Source organism: Acidovorax sp. SRB_14 (genome assembly GCF_012932145.1).
Classification (GTDB): Bacteria; Pseudomonadota; Gammaproteobacteria; order Burkholderiales; family Burkholderiaceae_C; genus Simplicispira.
Map to the genome: position 1 here is coordinate 1 of NZ_MWOK01000007.1, position 18,807 is coordinate 18,807.

Consider the following 18,807-nt stretch of genomic DNA (forward strand, 5'->3'; position numbering starts at 1 on the left):
CCGCAGGCTGCGGGACGCGCGAGCGCCAAGCCTTGCCCTGGTCTAACGACGGAAAGACTTCTTTTTGATAGCTGCCAGCGCTTTGTCCATCAGCGTTTGGGGCCAAAAACACTTCAAACTCATGCGCCAGCGCGCGCGGACAAAGGCCTGCGTCAATGGAAGTCGCGGCTGCCCTGCAGCGCATCGGCCAGGCGCCCCAGCAGCGGTGTGAGGTCCTTGCAGCGCTGCAGCACCAGGTGGCGCACCACGGCAGCGCCTTCGGCCGGATCGGCGCTGCATTGCCAGAGGCCCTCGACCGCCAGCAGTTGCGACCGCAGCAAGGCGTCGCGCCAGCGCTCCACCAGGGCGGGCCAGACGATGGTGTTGACCGGGCCAGTCTCGTCCTCGAGCGTGATGAACAGCGTGCCCTTGGCGGTGCCGGGGCGCTGGCGCACGGTGACGATGCCGCAGGCGCGCACGCGCCGCCCGTCGGGCACCGACGCCAGTTGCTGCGCGGTGAGCAGGCGCGAGCGCGCCAGCCGCGCGCGCAGCAGGGCCAGCGGGTGGCGGCGCAGCGTGAGGCCGGTGGCGGCGTAGTCGAAGACGATCTCTTCGCCCTCGGGCGCGGCGGGCAACGCCAGCGGCGCCTCGTTCACGGGCGCGTCCTGCAGCAGGGCCGGTGGGCGCTGCTGCGCGGCGGCGTCCCAGGTCTGCTGGCGGCGGTGGCCGGACAGGGCCTGCAGCGCATCGGCGGCGGCCAGGGCCTGCAGGTCGGCGGCATCCAGGCGCGCGCGCAGGGCCAGGTCCTCGGTGCTGGCAAACGGCGCCTGCGCGCGTGCCTGCACCAGGCGCTCGGCCGCATCGGCGCGCAGGCGGGCGACGAGGCGCAGCCCCAGGCGCACGGCGGGCTGAGGCAACGGGCCGGGCGCCGGGCCTGCACGCCGGCCCGGGGGCGGCGGCACAGGCACCAGCTCGCCCTCGAGCGTGCAGTCCCAGGCGCTGCAGGCCACGTCGATGGGCAGCACGCGCACGCCATGGCGGCGCGCATCCTGCACCAGCTGCGCGGGCGGGTAAAAGCCCATGGGCTGCGCATTGAGCAGCGCGGCCAGAAAGCACGCGGGCTCGTGGCACTTGAGCCAGCTGCTGGCATAGGCCAGCAGCGCGAAGCTGTGCGCATGGCTTTCCGGGAAGCCGTATTCGCCAAAGCCCAGCATCTGCTGGAAGATGCGCTCGGCAAAACCTCGGTCATAGCCGTTGTCGACCATGCCCTCGATTAGCCGCGCCTCGAAGCGGTGCACGCCGCCCCTGCGCTTCCAGGCGGCCATGGAGCGGCGCAGCGCGTCGGCCTCGTCGGCGCTGAAGCGGGCGGCGACCATGGCGATCTGCATCACCTGCTCCTGGAAAATCGGCACGCCCAGCGTGCGCTTCAGGGCTTTTTTCAATTCCTCTTTTTCCAGCACCAGCGGCAGGTTCTGGCGCTGGCGCTCGCGCGCCTGCAGGTAGGGGTGCACCATGCCGCCCTGGATGGGGCCGGGCCGCACGATGGCCACCTGCACCACCAGGTCGTAGAACACGCGCGGTTGGAGGCGCGGCAGCATGCCCATCTGCGCGCGGCTCTCGATCTGGAACACGCCCACGGTGTCGGCGGCGCAGACCATGTCGTAGGTGGCGGCGTCATCGCGCGGGATGTCGGCCAGCGCCCAGCGCTCGGCGCGCAGCAGCGCGCGCAGGTCCAGGCAGCGGCGCAGCGCGCTGAGCATGCCCAGGGCCAGCACGTCGACCTTCATGAGGCCCATTTCATCGAGGTCGTCCTTGTCCCACTGGATGATGGAGCGCCCGCCCATGGCGGCGGGCTCCACCGGCACGAGCCGCGTGAGCGGGCCGTCGGTCAGCACGAAGCCGCCCACATGCTGGCCCAGCTGGCGCGGAAAGCCCTTGAGCTGCCGGGCCAGTTCCAGCCACAGCCGGGCGGTGTGCGCTCCCAGGGATACGCCCAGCGCCTGTGCCAGATCCTGCAGCTTGTGCTCGGCCAGTGCATCGTCGAACCAGTGGTGCTCCTTGGCAAAGGCATCGACCAGCGCCGGCGCCACGGCCAGCGCCTTGCCCACGTCGCGCAGCGCGCTGCGCGTGCGGTAGGTCGTGACCACGGCGGCGATGGCGGCGCGCTCGCGGCCGTATTTGGCATAGATGTACTGGATGACCTCCTCGCGCCGCTCGTGCTCGAAGTCCACGTCGATGTCGGGCGGCTCCTTGCGTTCCTTGCTGATGAAGCGCTCGAACAGCAAGGTGGACTCCTGTGGGTTCACCGCCGTGATGCCCAGGCAGTAGCACACGGCCGAATTGGCGGCCGAGCCGCGCCCCTGGCACAAGATGCCCTGGCTGCGCGCAAAGCGCACGATGTCGTGCACCGTAAGGAAGTACATCTCGTACTCGCACTGCGCGATCAGTTCCAGCTCGCGCAGGATCTGCGCGCGCACCGCCCCAAGCACGCCTTCGGGGTAGCGCCCGGCCGCCCCCTCCCAGGTGAGCCAGGCCAGGGCCGTGCCGGGGGTCATGCCGGGCGGCACGGTTTCCTGCGGGTACTGGTACCTGATCTCGTCGAGGCTGAACGTGCAGCGCGCGGCCACCTGCAGCGTGGCGGCCAGCAGGGCGGGCGGGTAGATGCTGGCCAGGCGCACGCGCTGGCGCAGGTGGCGCTCGGCATGCGGCTGCAGCGCGAAGCCGCATTCGGCCACGGGCGTGCCCAGTCGCACGGCGGTGAGCACGTCCTGCAGCGGCTTGCGCGAGCGCCGGTGCATGTGCACGTCGCCCGCCGCCACGAGCGGCAAGTCCAGGGCCGCGCCCACGCGCTGCAGGGTGGCCAGCCACAGGCCGTCGTCGGGGCGCAGCAGCAGCTCAGTCACCAGCCAGAAGTTTTTCTCAAACAAGGCCCTGGCCCTTACCACGCATGCGCTGACAGCTGCGAAATCAGGAGCACACAGGGTATCGCGGCACGGCACCAGCAACAGTTCGCAGCCCTGCAGTCGCGCAAAGTGCCCGCCCGCCGGGTCGCTGCTGTAGCGGCCTTTGGCCGCGCCGCGCCGCGCCGCCGTGATGCATTCGCACAGATTGCCCCAGCCCTCGGCGTCGCGCGCCAGCGCCACCACGCGAAAGCCGGCAAAGCGGAACTCGCTGCCGACGATGAGCGGGAGCCCGAGCGCCTTGGCGCGCACATGGGCGCGCACCACGCCGGCCACCGAGCATTCGTCGGCCAGCGCCAGCGCGGCGTAGCCGAGGGCAAACGCGCGCTCGACCAGCTCCTCGGGGTGCGAGGCGCCGCGCTGGAAGCTGAAGTTCGAGACGCAGTGCAGCTCGGCATAGCCGGGCAGCGCCGGGGGCGCGACAGCGCTGGGGGACTCAGGCATACAAGCCTTGCAGAAACCAGCGGTACGGCCCCGGGGCCTGGGCCTGCGGCCCGAGCCGCTCGCGGTACACCCAGACCAGGCCGACGGTGTCGTTGTGCGCCACGAAGTAGTCGCGCACGGCCGCCGCCGCACCACCCTCTTCCGGCACGGTCCACCAGCCGGCCTCCACGCGGTGCGGGCCGGCCAGCAGGCGCAGCAGCCCGTGGTGGTACGGGCGGTGGCCCTGCACCGCCAGGCGCAGCGGCGGGCGCACCAGCCAGGCGGGCAGCAGCGCGGCATCGGGGGCATGCGGGCCGTCCGGGCACGCCGGCCCCTCGGGGGCCAGCGCGGCCGCCGCCGGGGGCGCCTGCCAGCGCTGCATGCACTCGGGACGGTGGTCGGCCAGGAGCGCGGGCGCCTGCACCTGTGCGGCGCCCAGGCGGGCGCTCAGGCGCTCGACCAGCTGGTGCCAGGGCTCGCCCGGAGGTCTGGCCGGCGCGGCGTAGCGCAGGCTGGCGCTGGCATGGGGCAAGGGCGCGGCCTGCAGCACGCGCAGCCGGATCTGGCGGGCGGGCGCGGCCAGCGTGGTGCGCGCCAGGTGCTCGGACAGCAGGCGGCGCAGGTGCGCCATGTCCTGCGTGGGCTGCGCCGTGCGCACCGGCAGGGCCTGCTGCGCGGGCAGGTCCACGCCGTTGCAGCGGCGCAGCTCGTGCTCCCAGGCCAGCTCAAGCCCCAGCGCGCCCTGCTGGCGCGCCCGCAGCCAGGACTGCAGGGCGGCGAGCAGATCGCTGGCGGCAGCCAGCAGGGCCGGGCCGGAGTCGACCGGCGCGGGCAGCTCCAGCGCCAGATCGAAGCGGTCGGGCAGCGCCAGCCAGGCCAGGGCGTCGGGCGCGTCGCCCCAGCCCTGGTCGAGCGCGTGCAGCAGGGCCGCGCCAAAGCGCCGCGCCACGCCGGCACGCGGCAGCGCGCGCAAGCCGCCCCAGGTGGTGCAGCCCATGCGCGCCAGGCTGGCGGCGTGGGGGCGCGCGGCGCTCAAGGTGTGAAGTGGCAAATCCTGCGGCACGCTTGCGGGCGCGGCATGCCCGCTCTGCCGCAGGCGCAGCAGCGCCAATGCCGCCAGGGCCGTGGCGCTTTCGGCCCAGGGACCACCGGACGCGGGCCGATCCGCCTGCAGTTGCCCGATCAACCGGGGGCGGCCGCCCCACAGGCGCTCGGTGCTGGATACCTCCAGCAGCAGCGCTTCGTCGAGCACGGCCACGCGCGGTGTCCAGCGCAGCGCCCACCAGGCGTGCAGACATGCGGCCGGGGCGCCGGCCGCCAGCGGCGCCTCATCGGGCCGCCAGGGGAACGCGATCCAGTGCATGGCTGGCGCTGGCGCGTGCCGTGCCCACGGCGGCGCGCACTTGAAGGGGGGCGGAAGAAGCCGGCAGGCCGGCACGCCGTGCGACCGGCGCCGCCAGCACATCGGCCAGGCGCGCCGCTCTGGCGGCCAGCCACAGCGGCTCGGCCAGCGGCGGCCCACGCCGCTTGACGATGCGCACCTGCATGCCCGCGCTCTGGGCGCCCTGCCCGCCCTGCACCAGCAGGCGCAGCGCGGCGGGCGACGCCTGGTGCTGCCATGGCGCGGGGCGGAACACCCACAGCAGCGCGCCCTGCTGCGCTGCGGCCAGTTGCAGGCGGCGCAGGGCGGAGGGCGGCGCCTGCGGCAACCAGGCCAGCACGGCGAGCACGTCGCGGCAGTGCAAGGCCTGCTCGCTGGTCCACAGGCCGGCGCTGCCCGTGGCGGCCACGCGGCAGCAGCGCGCGGCGGGCAGGCCCTGGGCCTGCAGCGCCGGCCCCAGCGGCTCGTGCGGCGGCGCCACCAACACCACCGCGCCCGCACGCCCCGCGGTGGCCTGGGCCAGCGCTGGCAAGACCAGGCGCCACTCGTGCGTGCCATGGAGCGGCTGCAGCACTTCGGTCAGCGCGCCCACCGGCCAGCCGCCACCGGGCAGTTGCGCGTCCAATGCGGCATGGCCCGACGGCTGCACCCGCGCCGCCTGGCCCAGCTGGTCCGCCTGCCACACGCCGGGCAGCGCCAACAGCGCGGGCCGGGGTCCGAGGGCAGCAGTCGGAGGGGCGTGAGAAGCAGGCATTGGGCGTCCGATAAATACTGTTCAAATATACAGTATTTATCGGATTTTTCTCGCTCCTTCACAGAAGACGCGCATCCTCTGGAGCGCAATGCGCTATCGAAAAATAGCTTTCAGCGCAATACCATCAAGCGTTTGAAGCGGTTTTGATGGAAATACCCGAAAACCCTGCGGCTACAGCCGCTGGGTCACCCAATCGCACCAGTCGGCCACCGCGGCATCGGCAGGGTGCTGGCGCTCCATCACCGCGGGCCAGCGGCGCTGGCTGGCGTTGACGATGGTTTTGAGCTGCCACAGGGCTTCGCGCCCGACGAAAGCGACTTCGGCCAGGCCGGCGGTGTCGCCCTGCAGCGGTTCAAGCCACTGGCTTTGCTGGTCGGGGTGCGCGCCGGCCTCGACCAGCACCTTTTGCAGCGCACGCAGCCGCCCCTCCACAAAGGCCAGGGCACTGTCCGCGTCCGACGGGGACAGGCCGGGCAGCGCGCCCTTGGCACGCTCCCACTGGCCGAACGCACTGGCCAGCGCCTCGATGTGGCGCGCCGCATCGGCCCCCACCGGCTCCAGGCCCGCGCCCCGGTCCGCCCGGTCCGCCGCGTGCGCCGGCTGCTGCAGCAGCGGCAGCACGTGGGCCACCAGGTCGGACGGGAACTTGCGGTGGTTGAGCCGCAGCATCAGCGACAGCTGCTGCGCTGGCATGTCGGGGTACTTTTCGTAGAACGCGGCCACGACTTCGGCCAGCAGAAGGATGCGGCCCAGGGGCGAAATGTCGGCACCTTGCAGGCCGCGCGGGTAGCCGGTGCCGTCCATGCGTTCGTGGTGTTCCAGCACCGCCAGCTCCACCGGGCGCGGATAGACCTGCGCAGCGCGCAGCACCAGCATGGCCGTGACCGGGTGGGCCACCAAGTGCTTGCGCCCGGCGCCCACGACCTTGTGCAGCGGATCCTGCCATGCGGGTTCCATGTGCAGCACGCCGACATCGTGCAGCAGCGCGGCGGTCGCCAGCGGCACGCAGCCGCGCTCGTCCATGCCGCTTTGAACGCCCAAGAAAACCGCGACCATCATCATCTGCAGGCTGTGCTGGTACAGGTCGGGCCGCTGCTCGCGCATCACGGTGAGCCGGAACGCGAGCGGCGCGGGCAAGGGGATCAGCGGCAGCGGCGCCAACAGGCGGGCCGGTGAACCCAAGGCCCGCACCAGCAATTGCGTTAAGGGCTGCTGGGCCACACCGCGCCCCGCCGCCACCAAAGCGGCGTGGTCGACCATGTCTTCGGCGACCAGATGGGTGTCGATGGGCTCGCGCAGCTTGTGCTGCACCAGCCGCTCATAGAGGCGGCTGTCGATGCGCGTGCCCTGGTCCACGAGCTTGATGCCGCTGTGCGAATAGATGGCGCCCCGGGTCACCACCCGGCACTTGTCCGCCAGGTCGGTGACCGCGCGCAGGTAGGGCGCGTTGTCGACAAGAAGCTCGGATGCGCTGGCATCGGTGGGGGTCGGCAGGTCATGCATGGGAGAAGGTCAAAGGGCAAAACACTGCCAGCGAATATACGGTGCCCTGCGCAGGGAGCCGCCGGAGCCGGCCCTATCGCTCAGGCAGCGCGTGCGGCGCCGCAGCCCCCCGCCCAGCAGACAGCACGGCCTGCGCCACCAGCACGACGAGCACATTGAGCAGCAGCGCGCTGAGGCCGGTGTACAGGGCATAAGAATGGCCACCCAGCACGAAGGCATGCACGGGCTTGATGCCGTCGGCAAAGGCCAGCGCCGTGCCGGTGGCCATGCCCACCACCCAGCCCAGCAGCAGGGCCGGCGCCCGGAAGACCTTGGCGAACAGGCCGAACACCACCGACGGGAAGGTCTGCACGATCCAGACGCCACCCAGCAGCTGCAGGTCCAGCGCGTACTGCGTGGGCACGAACAGGATGAACAGCAGGGCGCCGAACTTGACCACCAGCGAGGCGATCTTGGCGACCTTCGCCTCGCCGTGCGGCGACACGGCCGGGTTCACGTAGGCCTTCCAGAAATTGCGCGTGAAGAGATTGGCCGCACCGATGGACATCACGGCCGCTGGCACCAGTGCGCCGATGGCAATCGCCGCAAACGCAAAGCCGCTGAACCAGGCCGGAAACAGCGCACCGAACAGCGCCGGCACCACGTCGTTGGGGGTCTTGATTGCCAGGTGCGCGGCATGCGCCATGTAGCCCAGCAGCGCAATCAGGCCCAGCAGCAGCGTGTAGGCCGGCAGGAACACCGCGTTCTTGCGGATGGTGTCGGCGCTTTTGGCGGCGAAGATGCCGGTCAGCGTATGCGGGTACATGAAGGCCGCCAGGGCCGAGCCCAGCGCCAGGCTGGCATAGGGCAGCATCTGCGCGGGCTGCAGGATCAGGCCGGTGGCGCCGCCCTTGGCCGCAAAGGCATCGCCAGCCGCCTGGAACACGGCGCCATAGCCGCCCAGCTTGGCCGGCACCAGCACCACCGCCACCAGCACCACAATGTAGATCATCAGGTCCTTCACGAAGGCGATCAGCGCCGGCGCGCGCAGGCCGGCCGAGTAGGTGTAGAGCGCCAGGATGACGAAGGCCGCCGCCAGCGGAAACTCACCCGACAGCCCCAGCGCCTTGATGACCACCTGCATGCCCACCAGCTGCAGCGCGATGTACGGCATGGTGGCCACCACGCCTGTCAAGGCCACGGCCAGCTCCAGCGTGCGCGAGCCGTATTGACCATAGACCACGTCGGCCGCCGTCACGTGGCCGGCCTCTTTGGCCACGCGCCAGAGCCGCGGCATGATGGCAAAGACGATCGGATAGACCACGATGGTGTAGGGCAGCGCGAAGAAGCCGTAGGCCCCCACGGCATACACCAGCGCGGGCACCGCGATCACGGTGTAGGCCGTGTAGAAATCGCCGCCGACCAGAAACCAGGTGATCCAGCCACCGAAACGGCGCCCGCCCAGGCCCCACTCGTCCAGGTGCTGGCCCTGCGGACCGCCCGGCGGCGGCGCCGGGCCCCGCTGCCAGCGCGAAGCCACGAAGCCCATCACCGTGACCAGGGCGAAGAAAAAGATGAACACCGCCAAAGCGGTCCAGTGGATGGGGGAGTTGTCCATCATGCATCCTCCCCGCCCCGCGCCTTGTAGTAGCGGTACACCAGCCACGTCAGCAGCGCGGTGACGAACACCCAGGCCAGCTGGTACCAGTAGAAGAAGGGGAAGCCGAAAAGCGCGGGCTGTGCGTGGTTGTAGAACGGCACGTACAGCAGGCCGACAAACGGCAGCAGAAGAAGCACCCACATAGGTGGCCTTTCTTCACGAGGCGATGCCGAAAACTATACGCCTGGGCGCCGCAATGTACAGCGGCCGGCATTTCCTCTTTTCCCCACAGGGACATGGGTGGGCGCAGCATGCCCCTGGCCCGCAGCGCCCTGCTCGCGCATCCGCCAGCGCCCTTCCATGTTCAATCCAGCGCGAATGCCAAGGATGGCCGCAGACCGTGCCTTCGCACGGCCAGGCACTCCACCAAAGTGCGTTGGATTGGGCGCGGGGAATCAGAGCAGCGTGACGCCGGTCTTGGACTGCAGAAACGCGCGCGTGACCCCTGGGGCCAGCTCGACCACCTTCAGGCCCTGCGGCGTCACGTCCATCACGGCCAGGTCGGTGATGATGCGGTCCACCACACCCACGCCCGTGAGTGGCAGCGTGCACTGCGGCAGGATCTTGAGGTCTTCGGTGCCATCTTTCTTTTTGGCGACATGCTCCATGAGCACGATCACGCGCTTGACGCCCGCCACCAGGTCCATCGCACCGCCCATGCCCTTGACCATCTTGCCGGGGATCATCCAGTTGGCCAGATCGCCTTTTTCGCTGACCTGCATGGCACCAAGAATGGACAGGTTGATCTTGCCGCCGCGGATCATGGCAAAGCTGTCATGGCTGCCGAAGATGGACGACCCCTTAATGGTGGTCACGGTCTGCTTGCCCGCGTTGATGAGGTCGGCGTCGACCTGGTCTTCGGTCGGGAACGGGCCGATGCCCAGCATGCCGTTTTCCGACTGCAGCCACACTTCCTTGTCGCCCGTGAAATTGGCCACGAGCGTGGGGATGCCGATGCCGAGGTTCACATAGAAACCGTCCTCGAGTTCCTGCGCGGCACGCGCCGCCATCTGGTCTTGGGTCCACGGCATGGTCAGGCTCCTGTCTTTTCGCTGAGGGTGCGCTTTTCAATGCGCTTTTCGGGGTGCGGGTTGTGCACGATGCGGTGCACATAGATGCCCGGCAGATGGACCTCGTCGGGCACCATGTCGCCGGTTTCCACGATCTCCTCGACCTCCACGATGCAGACCTTGCCCGCCATGGCGGCGGCCGGGTTGAAGTTGCGCGCCGTCAGGCGGAACTGCAGGTTGCCGGACTTGTCGGCGCGGTGCGCCTTGACCAGGGCCACGTCCGGCACGAGCGAGCGCTCCATGACATAGGTCTCGCCATCGAACTCGCGCAGCTCCTTGCCCTCGGCCACCACGGTGCCCACGCCAGTCTTGGTGAAGAACGCCGGAATGCCGGCGCCCCCGGCGCGCAGCTTCTCGGCCAGCGTGCCCTGGGGCGTGAATTCGAGCTCGAGTTCGCCCGCCAGGTACTGGCGCTCGAACTCCTTGTTCTCGCCGACGTAGCTGGCGATCATTTTCTGGATCTGGCGCGTGTTGAGCAGCTTGCCCAGGCCAAAGCCGTCCACGCCGGCGTTGTTGGAGATCACCGTGAGGTTTTTCACCCCGCAGTCGCGCAGCGCATCGATCAAGGCCTCGGGAATGCCACACAGCCCGAAACCCCCGACGGCCAGCAACTGGCCATCGGCAACGACGCCCCGCAGCGCCTCGGCTGCAGAGGGAAATACCTTGTTCACATCGGTCTCCTAGTACAAATGGGTACGGTTAAGATACTACGTATTTTTATAAGTAGTTTTCCGTAGAGATTTGCACTATATGGGTTTTGATTACCGGCTGGCTTTCGATATGGCTCCTATGGGCTTGGTGCTCTCACGCAACCGCACGATGGTGGATTGCAACCAGCAATTGTGCGAGATGTTCGGCGCTTCGCGCGAAGTGCTGATCGGCCAGTCTTTTCAGATCCTCTACCCCAGCGCCGATGAATACGAAAGGTTGGGCGCGCGCATGGCGCCCATCCTCAACGCCCACGGTTATTACGCCGACAACCGCATCATGAAGCGCACCACGGGCGAGATGTTCTGGTGCCATGTCGCGGGCCGCGCGATCAACCGCGAAGCGCCCCACGAGTCGGGCATCTGGAGCTTTGAAGACCTGAGCGCGCAGCGCCCGGTCAAGGCCGACCTGACGGGCCGCGAGCGCGAAGTGGCAGCGCGCCTGCTCGAAGGCATGACCTCCAAGGAGATCGGCAAAGCGCTGACCATCAGCCACCGCACGGTCGAAATCTACCGCGCGCGCCTGATGCGCAAGTACGGCGCCTCCACCGCGGCCGACCTGGTGCACAAGCTGGTGACGGGCTGAAGACGCAGGCTTAAAGCGCCAAGTGCCCTTTGGCGAAAGTGGAACGTCGACCACAGCGACGAGACTCCCGGCACCGCAGACGCCCCTCCTCCTTTTTGACGGGCCGGAACGAAGCCCGTCACCTGCACAGCGGGCGCGCAACGCTCGCGCCCCTGCCCAGCCGGTTACGCCGCTGCCGTCGCGGCGGGCGAGCGTCCCAGCACTTCGAGCAGGTTCTTCGCCGCGCCCACGCCCATGTTCACGTAGGCGTCGCTGGTCACGCCGCCGATGTGCGGGCTGAGAATGAAATTCTTCTCGCCCTGGAACGGATGGCCGGCCGCCATGGGCTCCACGGCAAAGCTGTCGAGCCCCGCCGCCATCACCTGGCCCGAGCGCACGGCCGCCAGCAGCGCCGCTTCGTCGATGAGCCCGCCGCGCGCGGTGTTCACCACGATCACGCCACGCTTGCATTGCGCCAGCGTGTCGGCGTTGAGCATGCCGCGGTTCCCATCGGTCAGCGGGCAGTGCAAGGAAACAGCATCGGACTCGCGCCAGAGGGTCTCCAGATCCACGCTCTGCACCCAGGCCGGAAGGTTGCTGGCGAACGGGTCGAAGCCGATGACACGCATGCCGAACGCGTCGGCCATCCTGGCAAAGCGCAGGCCGATGGCGCCCAGGCCCACAAGGCCCACGGTGCGGCCGCAAAGCTCCAGGCTCTTGTGCGTGGCCTTGTCCCAATGGCCGGCGTGCATGCGCGCATCCAACGCCACCACCGACTTGGCGCAGGCCAGCAGCAGCGCCAGCGCCTGCTCGGCCACGGCCGCTGCGTTGGCACCCACGGCGGCCACCACCTCGATGCCACGCGCTTGGGCTGCCACCTTGTCGATCGTGTCCGTGCCGCTGCCGTGCTTGGAGATGACCTTGAGCGAGGGCGCCGCATCCATCACCGCTGCGCCCACCTTGCCGTAGCGCACGATGATGGCCACGGGGTCGTGCCGCTGGCACAGCGCCACCAGATCCTCCTCGGTGGGTGTCTTTCCTGCATAGACGATCTCGTACCCGCTGAGCAGGTCCAGCGCCTGCTGCGCCAGGTCGGCGCCCGTGACGATGATGGCGGCGCTCACAGCAACTCCCCTTCCTTGAGCACACCCGCGGCGCGCAAAGCGGCTGGCAGCCACTTGGAGGCCGTGTCGCCACGCGCGATGGCTGCGATGCGCGCCGCTTCGTCAGCCACCTTCTTGGCGGCCAGCGCCAGCATGGCGGGCGCCTTGGCGCGCTCGATGACGACCACGCCGTCGGCGTCGCCCACCACCAGGTCGCCCGGGTTCACCATGGCGCCGCCGGCCGAGATCGGGTGGTTGATGCGGCCGGGCACATACTTGGTCGGACCGGCAGGGTTGAAGCCGGCGCTGAACACGGGAAAACCCAGATCCAGCAGTTCCAGCCTGTCGCGGATGGCGCCATCCACGATCACGCCAGCCAGGCCCAGCTTCTTGCAGGCGCTGAGCATCAGCGTGCCCATGAGCGCGGCAGTCTGGTCGCCCTTGCCGTCGACCACCAGCACGTCGCCGGGCTTGGCCAGTGCGATGGCGGCGTGGATCATGAGGTTGTCGCCCGGGCGCACCTCGACGGTGAAGGCCGGGCCGGCGACCTTCATGTCATGGTGCACGGGCGCCACGCGACTGTGCATGGTGCCGCGTCGGCCAGCCACGTCGGCCAGGATGGCGGCCTGGAAGGTCGCCGCTTTATTCACGACCTCGGCGCTCACGCGCTCGATGTCACGGATGACTTCGGAAAGTGGGCTCATGGTGGTTCAGTCCGATGAAGAGGAAAAAGAAGAAATAGAGAGTGGTGCGGTAGTACGGCGGAACCCGGCCTTAATCGGCCTTGATGCCGGCCCGGATGACCCTGTTCTGGGACGGAGTCCACCTTCTATGGGTATCCGAGCGCCTTGCCGACTTCCTGGCTCAGGCGCTGCACGGTGGCGACGTGGCAGACGCGAACACGGTCTGGCTCTGCTCGACCACGAAGTCGCTCATGCTGGGGACGTTGGGGGCCGCGTCAGTCCAGGCTCGCGCCCGAATCCTTGACGATCTTGGCCCAGCGGGGCACTTCAGTGCGCAGCAGTTGGCCGAACTGTTCTGCGGTCCCGCCCAGGATATCGCCGCCTTCGGAGCGCAGCTTGTCGGCCACGTCGGGCTGTTGCAGCGCCTGGTTGATAGCCTTGTTGAGCTGCGCCACGATGGGCGCAGGCGTTCCAGCCGGTGCAAGGATTCCGAACCAGGTCACTGCCTCAAAGCCCTTGTAGCCCGACTCTGCCAGAGTGGGTGTATCCGGCAACTGGGCTGCGCGCTTGGCCGAGGTGATGGCAATGACCTTGAGTTTGCCGTTGCGCACTTGGCCCAGCAGCGTGGGCACCGACGACATGTACAAATCAATCTGCCCACCCAGCAGGTCCGTCATGGCCTGGGAGGCGCCCTTGTAGGGGATGTGGCGCAGCTTGATGCCGGCGGCGTTCTCGGCCAGTTCACCGGACAGGTGGGCCACGGTGCCGTTGCCGGAATAACCCAGGGTGACGACGTCGGGCTTGCTCTTGGCGGCGGCCACCACGTCGGCAAAGGTTTTATACGGGGAACTGGCGGGTGCAGCGATCACGATGGGCGAAGACGACACCAGCGCCACGGGCACGAGGTCCTTGAGGGGGTCGTAGGGCAGCTTGGCGTAGAGCGAGGGGTTGATGGCCAAGTTGCTGGTCTGGCCCATGACCAGGGTGTAGCCGTCAGGGGCAGCCTTGGCCGCGGCATCCACACCCAGGTTCCCGCCCGCACCAGGGCGGTTGTCCACGATCACATTCCACTTGTTCTGATCGGTCAGCTTCTGCGCCACGGTACGGGCAATCATGTCCGTGCCGCCGCCGGGTGGGAATGGCACGATGAAGCGGATCGGCTTGTTCGGATAGGCGGCCTGCGCCCAGGCCGCCCCGGTGGGCAAGACAGCAGCGGCAAGGCCCAAGAAGGTTGCACACAGACGTGTGGCAAAGGAATGCGAACGCGATGAAATTGGCATGGATTTGTCTCCGTTGTGGTGATCGTCACGGCGTCGGCATGCGGGTCCGAGGCCGTGGGGCGCGACTGTACGCAGGCGTTTCAATCCATACAATGGCGTTGCGCACAACGAAACGAATTGCACCATGGGCAACCCACAGAAAACCGCCTCGGCCAGTGCCGAACCAGCGCCGCCTAGTCCGTCCTTCCCCGGCAACACTGCCGCACCGATAGTCGGCAACGACGCCGGGGGCGTCGCCGCGGTCACCCGAGCCCTGCATGTGCTGGAAGCGTTTGCCCTGGGCGAATCCAGCCTTTCCCTGGCCGAGTTGAGCCGCCGTTGCGGCTTACACAAGAGCACGGTGCTGCGCTTGGCGCGCACGCTTGCGCAGTCGGGCTTCATGGTGCAGCGCGAAGACGGCGACTGGCGCCTGGGCCCCGCCGCAGGCTGGCTGGGAGCGCGCTACCGGGCGGGGTTTGACGTACAAAACGTGCTCGAACCCGCGCTGCGCGAATTGACACACGCTACGGGTGAAAGCGCTGCCTTCTACGTGCGCGAGGGCCAGGTGCGCACCTGCCTGGTGCGCGTGGAAGGTCCCCAGGCTCTGCGCCACCATGCACGCATGGGCGAGGGCCTGCCACTGGACAAGGGGTCGCCTGGGCGGGTGATTCTGGCCTTCTCGGGAGAGCCTGGCAAAGCGTATGAAGAAATCCGCCGAAAGGGCTACCACTGGTCCATCGGCGAGCGCGAACAGGGCGTAGCCACCGTGTCGGCCCCGGTGTTCGGCATGCACTGGCGGCTCATGGGTTCGGTGTGCATCTCGGGCCCGGCATCGCGCCTGCCTGCCCCCAAGCTCGAAGCCCTCGCACAGACCGTGATCGCCGCAGCCACCCGCCTTTCGTACGCACTGGCCGGCAACACGGCACCACCTTCGCAGCGTCTGGTGCGCGCCGCCCAATGGCATCCGTGATACTGCCGGTGCACGACAACAGGAGACCGACTTGACCCGCTACCCCTTTCCCGACCTCAACACCCTGCCCGAAGACATCCAGGCCAAAGTGCTGGAAGTGCAAGAAAAAGCCGGTTTCATTCCCAACGTGTTTTTGGCCTTTGCGCGGCGCCCGGCCGAGTGGCGAGCCTTTTTTGCCTACCACGACGCACTGATGGATCCCGAAAGCGCGGGCCGCACCAGCAGCCTCACCAAGGGCGAGCGCGAGATGATCGTCACCGCCACCAGCGCGACCAACCAGTGCCTGTACTGCGTGGTGGCGCACGGCGCCCTTCTGCGCATCTACGAGAAGAAACCCTTTGTGGCCGACCAGGTGACGGTCAACCACCGCAAGGCAGACATCACACCGCGCCAGCGCGCCATGCTCGACTTCGCTATGAAGGTCTGCCAGCGCTCGCACGAGATCGAGGACGCCGACTTCGCCGCGCTGCACGCGCACGGCTTCGACGACGAGGACGCCTGGGACATCGCCGCCATCACCGCGTTCTTTGGCCTGTCCAACCGCATGGCGAGCTTTGCCGGCATGCAGCCCAACCCCGAGTTCTACCTGATGGGCCGCGTGCCGCGGCAGAAGTAATACTATCTTTTTGATAGCATCCAACGCTTACCCTGAAAGCGCTGCAGCCACTTTTCATTCAAAAATCAGGCTGTGACCAGGGCCCGCATCCAGTCGGGCAAGGACTCGGCCTTTTGCCGGGGAAAATCCACCCAGATGGTGGTGGCGCCGCCGGCGGCGCAGATGACGCCGGGCTCGCCCACGCGCTCGAGCGTGCCCCAGGTCTCGAACGTGGTGCGGCCCGGGTCGCTGACATACAGCTTGAGCAACACCTCGTCGGGGTACTGCAGCTGCTGGTAGAAATTGCAGAACGCGTTGACGATCACCGGGCCCTGGCCCTGCGGGTCGGGCGTGCAGCCCACCTTGTACATCCACTCGATGCGCGCGGTCTCCAGGTAGCGAAAGTACACCGTGTTGTTGACGTGGCCCATGGCATCCATGTCGCCCCAGCGCACCGGAAAGCGCAGTTCGTGCACCAGCTTTTTGGTTTCGGGAATCTCGATCTTCACGCCAGCACCCGCCGTCACACCGCAAAACCGTCGTCGGCCGCGATCACCGCGCCGTTGACAAAATGGCTCTGGTCGCTGGCCAGCAGCACGATCAGGGCGTCCAGGTCCTGCGGCTGGCCGACGCGCTTGCGCGGCAGCATGGCCACGAGCTTCTGGCCCGGCTCGGTCTCCCAGTGGTGGTGGTTGATCTCGGTGTCGATGTAGCCCGGGCACAGCGCGTTGACGTTGATACCAAAGCGCCCCCATTCCAGCGCCATGGCCTTGGTCATTTGCACGACGGCCGCCTTGCTCATGCAATAGACGCCGATCTGCGGCAGCACCTTGAGCCCCGCCATAGAGGCGATGTTGATGATGCGCCCGCCCGTGAAGCCCCCGGGCGCGGCGCCGCGCGAGCGCGCGATCATGCGTTTGCCCACTTCCTGCGCCACGAAGAAGGCGCCTTTGACATTGGTGTCGAAGATGAAGTCGCAGTCCTCAGGCGTCACGTCCTGCAGGCGCTGCGTGGTGCTCACGCCCGAGTTGTTGACCAGGATGTCGATCGAGCCCATCTCGGTTTCGGCGTGGGCGACGGCCGCCTTGATGGAGTCGGGGTCGGTCACATCGAGCTCGACCACGTGCGCGTCGCCCCCCTCGGCCTCGATGCGCGCGCGCAGGTCCTTGAGTTTTTCCAGGCGCCGGCTGGCCAGCACCACGCCCGCGCCAGCGGCCGCCAGCGTGCGCGCAAACTGCGCCCCGAGGCCGCTGGAGGCGCCGGTCACGAATGCCACGCGGCCTGATAAATCGATGCTGTAAGCCATGGACACCTCTTGGACTGTTCGGCCATTGTTCAGTGGTAGGACGCACGTTCGATTGTGTGCGCAGCCCCCAATACAATCAGTCGCGCGCCAGACAGAGCCTGCAGGCCCTGTCTGCTGAGAATCCTCCATTATCAAACGCCCGACGAGACGCTCATGACCAACGAAGAAATCCTCGCCCAGTACGGCCCCCGCGAAGCCATGGAATACGACGTGGTCGTAGTCGGCGGCGGCCCTGCCGGCCTGTCCACCGCCATCCGTCTCAAGCAGCTTGCCGCGCACAGCGGCAAGGACCTCTCGGTCGTGGTGCTCGAAAAGGGCTCCGAGCCCGGCGCGCACATTCTCTCGGGCGCCATCATGGACCCCAAGGCGTTGACCGAGCTGTTTCCCAATTGGAGGGAGCTGGGCGCACCGCTGCACCAGCCCGTCACCGACGACGCCATGGTGTTCCTGGGCGAAAAATCGTCATTCCGCACGCCCAACTTCCTGCTGCCCGAGTGCTTCCAGAACCACGGCAACTACATCGTCAGCCTGGGCAATGTCACGCGCTGGCTGGCCGAGCAGGCCGAGGGCCTGGGCGTGGAGATCTTCCCCGGCTTTCCTGCGGCCGAGGTGCTCTACAACGCCGACGGCTCCGTCAAGGGCGTGGCCACCGGCAACATGGGCGTGGGCAAGGACCACGAACCCACGGCCGACTTCCAGCTGGGCATGGAGCTGCACGCCAAGTACACGATTTTTGCCGAGGGCGCGCGCGGCAGCCTGGGCCGGCAGCTGCTGGCCCGGTTCAAGCTCGACGAGGGCCGTGATCCGCAGGCCTATGGCATCGGCGTCAAGGAGCTGTGGGAGATCGATCCGGCCCGCCACCAGCCCGGCTTCGTGCTGCACACCGCCGGCTGGCCGATGGACGCCGACACCTACGGCGGCGCCTTCCTCTACCACGCCGAAGACAACAAGGTGGCGCTGGGCTTCATCACGGGCCTGGACTACAGCAACCCCTACCTGAGCCCGTTCGAGGAATTCCAGCGCTGGAAGACCCACCCCAACATCCGCTGGTACCTTGAAGGCGACGCTTCCAAGGGCATCAAGCCGGCCAAGCGCATCGGCTACGGCGCGCGCGCCATCACGGCCGGCGGCCTGATGTCGCTGCCCAAGACGGTGTTCCCCGGCGGCGCGCTGGTCGGCTGCGAGGCCGGCTACCTGAACGTGAGCCGCATCAAGGGCAGCCACGCCGCCATCAAGACCGGCATGCTGGCCGCCGAGGCCGCGTTCGACGCGATCCAGGCGGGCCGCCAGCACGACGAGCTCAGCGCCTACCCCAAGGCGTTTGAGGACAGCTGGCTCTACACCGAGCTCAACAAGGCGCGCAATTTCAAAGCCTGGTTCAAGAAGGGGCTGACCACCGCCACGCTGATGAACGGCATCGAGCAGTTCGTGCTCAAGGGCAACATCCCGTGGACGCTGCACCGCCACACGCCCGACCACGCCAGCCTCAAGCCCGCGGCCCAGTGCAAGCCCATCGTCTACCCCAAGCCCGACGGCAAGCTCACCTTCGACCGACTCTCGAGCGTGTTCATCAGCAACACCAACCACGCCGAAGACCAGCCGGCCCACCTCACGCTCAAGGATGCGAGCGTGCCGGTCAACGTCAACCTGGCCCAGTACGCGGGCCCCGAGGCGCGCTACTGCCCGGCCGGCGTGTACGAATTCGTGCCCGACGAAGCCCAGGGCGGCAGCGCCCAGCGCCTGCAGATCAATGCGCAAAACTGCGTGCACTGCAAGACCTGCGACATCAAGGACCCGACGCAGAACATCGTCTGGGTCACGCCCGAAGGCGGCGGCGGCCCGAACTACTCTGGCATGTAAAAACCATAGCACTCTGCGCTTTGTGGGCCTGCGTTGCAGGCCCTTTTTCA

The 18,807-nt window shown here is 68.1% G+C and carries 17 protein-coding genes; 4 read left to right on the forward strand and 13 right to left on the reverse strand.

Features of this window, described 5'->3' with window-relative positions; genetic code table 11:
• Window positions 1-152: 152 nt before the first annotated feature.
• The 8 genes from B2J86_RS07240 to B2J86_RS07275 all read right to left on the reverse strand — a co-directional run bounded on the left by B2J86_RS07240 (window position 153) and on the right by B2J86_RS07275 (window position 10,380).
• Window positions 153-3,383, reverse strand: a complete 3,231-nt coding sequence (locus B2J86_RS07240; protein ID WP_173025091.1) for an error-prone DNA polymerase — start codon at window positions 3,381-3,383, stop codon at window positions 153-155.
• Window positions 3,376-4,725, reverse strand: a complete 1,350-nt coding sequence (locus B2J86_RS07245; protein WP_173025092.1) for a DNA polymerase Y family protein — start codon at window positions 4,723-4,725, stop codon at window positions 3,376-3,378. Before B2J86_RS07245 ends, B2J86_RS07240 begins: the two co-directional genes overlap by 8 nt.
• On the reverse strand, window positions 4,691-5,497 hold the full coding sequence (imuA, locus tag B2J86_RS07250; protein ID WP_173025093.1) for a translesion DNA synthesis-associated protein ImuA: 807 nt from the start codon (window positions 5,495-5,497) through the stop codon (window positions 4,691-4,693). Before imuA ends, B2J86_RS07245 begins: the two co-directional genes overlap by 35 nt.
• Window positions 5,498-5,668: 171 nt before the next feature.
• A complete protein-coding gene (locus B2J86_RS07255) occupies window positions 5,669-7,000 on the reverse strand; it encodes an HD-GYP domain-containing protein (protein WP_173025094.1) in 1,332 nt (443 codons plus the stop codon).
• Between the two features lie 73 nt (window positions 7,001-7,073).
• The gene (gene mctP / locus B2J86_RS07260; RefSeq protein ID WP_169167302.1) at window positions 7,074-8,597 is read right to left on the reverse strand and encodes a monocarboxylate uptake permease MctP; all 1,524 of its coding nucleotides are present in this window, start codon (window positions 8,595-8,597) and stop codon (window positions 7,074-7,076) included.
• Entirely contained in the window at window positions 8,597-8,782 is a 186-nt protein-coding gene (locus B2J86_RS07265) for a DUF3311 domain-containing protein (RefSeq protein WP_169167303.1), read from the reverse strand. The genes mctP and B2J86_RS07265 overlap by 1 nt, the downstream gene beginning before the upstream one ends.
• Before the next feature lie 252 nt (window positions 8,783-9,034).
• The gene (locus tag B2J86_RS07270; RefSeq protein WP_169167304.1) at window positions 9,035-9,670 is read right to left on the reverse strand and encodes a 3-oxoacid CoA-transferase subunit B; all 636 of its coding nucleotides are present in this window, start codon (window positions 9,668-9,670) and stop codon (window positions 9,035-9,037) included.
• Between the two features lie 2 nt (window positions 9,671-9,672).
• On the reverse strand, window positions 9,673-10,380 hold the full coding sequence (locus tag B2J86_RS07275; RefSeq protein WP_169167305.1) for a CoA transferase subunit A: 708 nt from the start codon (window positions 10,378-10,380) through the stop codon (window positions 9,673-9,675).
• 79 nt (window positions 10,381-10,459) lie between these two features.
• Here B2J86_RS07275 and B2J86_RS07280 point away from each other — a divergent pair, with 79 nt between their 5' ends.
• Window positions 10,460-11,002: a PAS and helix-turn-helix domain-containing protein gene (locus B2J86_RS07280; protein WP_169167306.1), complete on the forward strand. Its 543-nt coding sequence runs from the start codon at window positions 10,460-10,462 to the stop codon at window positions 11,000-11,002.
• 164 nt (window positions 11,003-11,166) lie between these two features.
• On the opposite strand, the gene B2J86_RS07285 is transcribed toward B2J86_RS07280, so the two are convergent.
• The 3 genes from B2J86_RS07285 to B2J86_RS07295 form a co-directional block, all read right to left on the reverse strand.
• Window positions 11,167-12,105: an NAD(P)-dependent oxidoreductase gene (locus tag B2J86_RS07285; RefSeq protein WP_173025095.1), complete on the reverse strand. Its 939-nt coding sequence runs from the start codon at window positions 12,103-12,105 to the stop codon at window positions 11,167-11,169.
• Complete coding sequence (locus B2J86_RS07290; RefSeq protein WP_169167308.1) at window positions 12,102-12,788, reverse strand: RraA family protein; 687 nt, start codon at window positions 12,786-12,788, stop codon at window positions 12,102-12,104. The genes B2J86_RS07285 and B2J86_RS07290 overlap by 4 nt, the downstream gene beginning before the upstream one ends.
• Window positions 12,789-13,042: 254 nt before the next feature.
• Window positions 13,043-14,047, reverse strand: a complete 1,005-nt coding sequence (locus tag B2J86_RS07295; protein ID WP_169167309.1) for a tripartite tricarboxylate transporter substrate binding protein — start codon at window positions 14,045-14,047, stop codon at window positions 13,043-13,045.
• 124 nt (window positions 14,048-14,171) lie between these two features.
• Between B2J86_RS07295 and B2J86_RS07300 the strand changes: the two genes are divergently transcribed.
• Window positions 14,172-14,996 (forward strand): IclR family transcriptional regulator, encoded by an 825-nt coding sequence (locus B2J86_RS07300; RefSeq protein ID WP_216842318.1) that lies wholly within the window; start codon window positions 14,172-14,174, stop codon window positions 14,994-14,996.
• Between the two features lie 31 nt (window positions 14,997-15,027).
• Entirely contained in the window at window positions 15,028-15,612 is a 585-nt protein-coding gene (locus B2J86_RS07305; protein WP_173025096.1) for a peroxidase-related enzyme, read from the forward strand.
• Between the two features lie 65 nt (window positions 15,613-15,677).
• On the opposite strand, the gene B2J86_RS07310 is transcribed toward B2J86_RS07305, so the two are convergent.
• Together B2J86_RS07310 and B2J86_RS07315 are read right to left on the reverse strand one after the other, a co-directional pair.
• Window positions 15,678-16,100, reverse strand: a complete 423-nt coding sequence (locus tag B2J86_RS07310) for an acyl-CoA thioesterase (RefSeq protein WP_169167311.1) — start codon at window positions 16,098-16,100, stop codon at window positions 15,678-15,680.
• A gap of 14 nt (window positions 16,101-16,114) precedes the next feature.
• Window positions 16,115-16,897 carry an SDR family oxidoreductase gene (locus tag B2J86_RS07315; RefSeq protein ID WP_173025097.1) on the reverse strand — a complete coding sequence of 261 codons (783 nt, stop codon included), beginning with the start codon at window positions 16,895-16,897 and terminating at the stop codon, window positions 16,115-16,117.
• Window positions 16,898-17,050: 153 nt separating this feature from the next.
• On the opposite strand from B2J86_RS07315, the gene B2J86_RS07320 reads away from it, so the two are divergent.
• Complete coding sequence (locus B2J86_RS07320) at window positions 17,051-18,757, forward strand: electron transfer flavoprotein-ubiquinone oxidoreductase (RefSeq protein ID WP_169167313.1); 1,707 nt, start codon at window positions 17,051-17,053, stop codon at window positions 18,755-18,757.
• The last annotated feature ends 50 nt before the right edge of the window (window positions 18,758-18,807 follow it).

What these genes read in the sequence shown, in the direction of transcription:
- B2J86_RS07265 (WP_169167303.1), bottom strand. Translation starts at nt 8,782, where the DNA reads ATGTGGGTGCTTCTTCTGCTGCCGTTTGTCGGCCTGCTGTACGTGCCG.
- B2J86_RS07280 (WP_169167306.1), top strand. Translation starts at nt 10,460, where the DNA reads ATGGGTTTTGATTACCGGCTGGCTTTCGATATGGCTCCTATGGGCTTG.
- B2J86_RS07295 (WP_169167309.1), bottom strand. Translation starts at nt 14,047, where the DNA reads ATGCCAATTTCATCGCGTTCGCATTCCTTTGCCACACGTCTGTGTGCA.
- B2J86_RS07270 (WP_169167304.1), bottom strand. Translation starts at nt 9,670, where the DNA reads ATGCCGTGGACCCAAGACCAGATGGCGGCGCGTGCCGCGCAGGAACTC.
- B2J86_RS07300 (WP_216842318.1), top strand. Translation starts at nt 14,172, where the DNA reads ATGGGCAACCCACAGAAAACCGCCTCGGCCAGTGCCGAACCAGCGCCG.
- B2J86_RS07315 (WP_173025097.1), bottom strand. Translation starts at nt 16,897, where the DNA reads ATGGCTTACAGCATCGATTTATCAGGCCGCGTGGCATTCGTGACCGGC.
- B2J86_RS07320 (WP_169167313.1), top strand. Translation starts at nt 17,051, where the DNA reads ATGACCAACGAAGAAATCCTCGCCCAGTACGGCCCCCGCGAAGCCATG.
- mctP (WP_169167302.1), bottom strand. Translation starts at nt 8,597, where the DNA reads ATGGACAACTCCCCCATCCACTGGACCGCTTTGGCGGTGTTCATCTTT.
- B2J86_RS07290 (WP_169167308.1), bottom strand. Translation starts at nt 12,788, where the DNA reads ATGAGCCCACTTTCCGAAGTCATCCGTGACATCGAGCGCGTGAGCGCC.
- B2J86_RS07255 (WP_173025094.1), bottom strand. Translation starts at nt 7,000, where the DNA reads ATGCATGACCTGCCGACCCCCACCGATGCCAGCGCATCCGAGCTTCTT.
- B2J86_RS07245 (WP_173025092.1), bottom strand. Translation starts at nt 4,725, where the DNA reads ATGCACTGGATCGCGTTCCCCTGGCGGCCCGATGAGGCGCCGCTGGCG.
- imuA (WP_173025093.1), bottom strand. Translation starts at nt 5,497, where the DNA reads ATGCCTGCTTCTCACGCCCCTCCGACTGCTGCCCTCGGACCCCGGCCC.
- B2J86_RS07240 (WP_173025091.1), bottom strand. Translation starts at nt 3,383, where the DNA reads ATGCCTGAGTCCCCCAGCGCTGTCGCGCCCCCGGCGCTGCCCGGCTAT.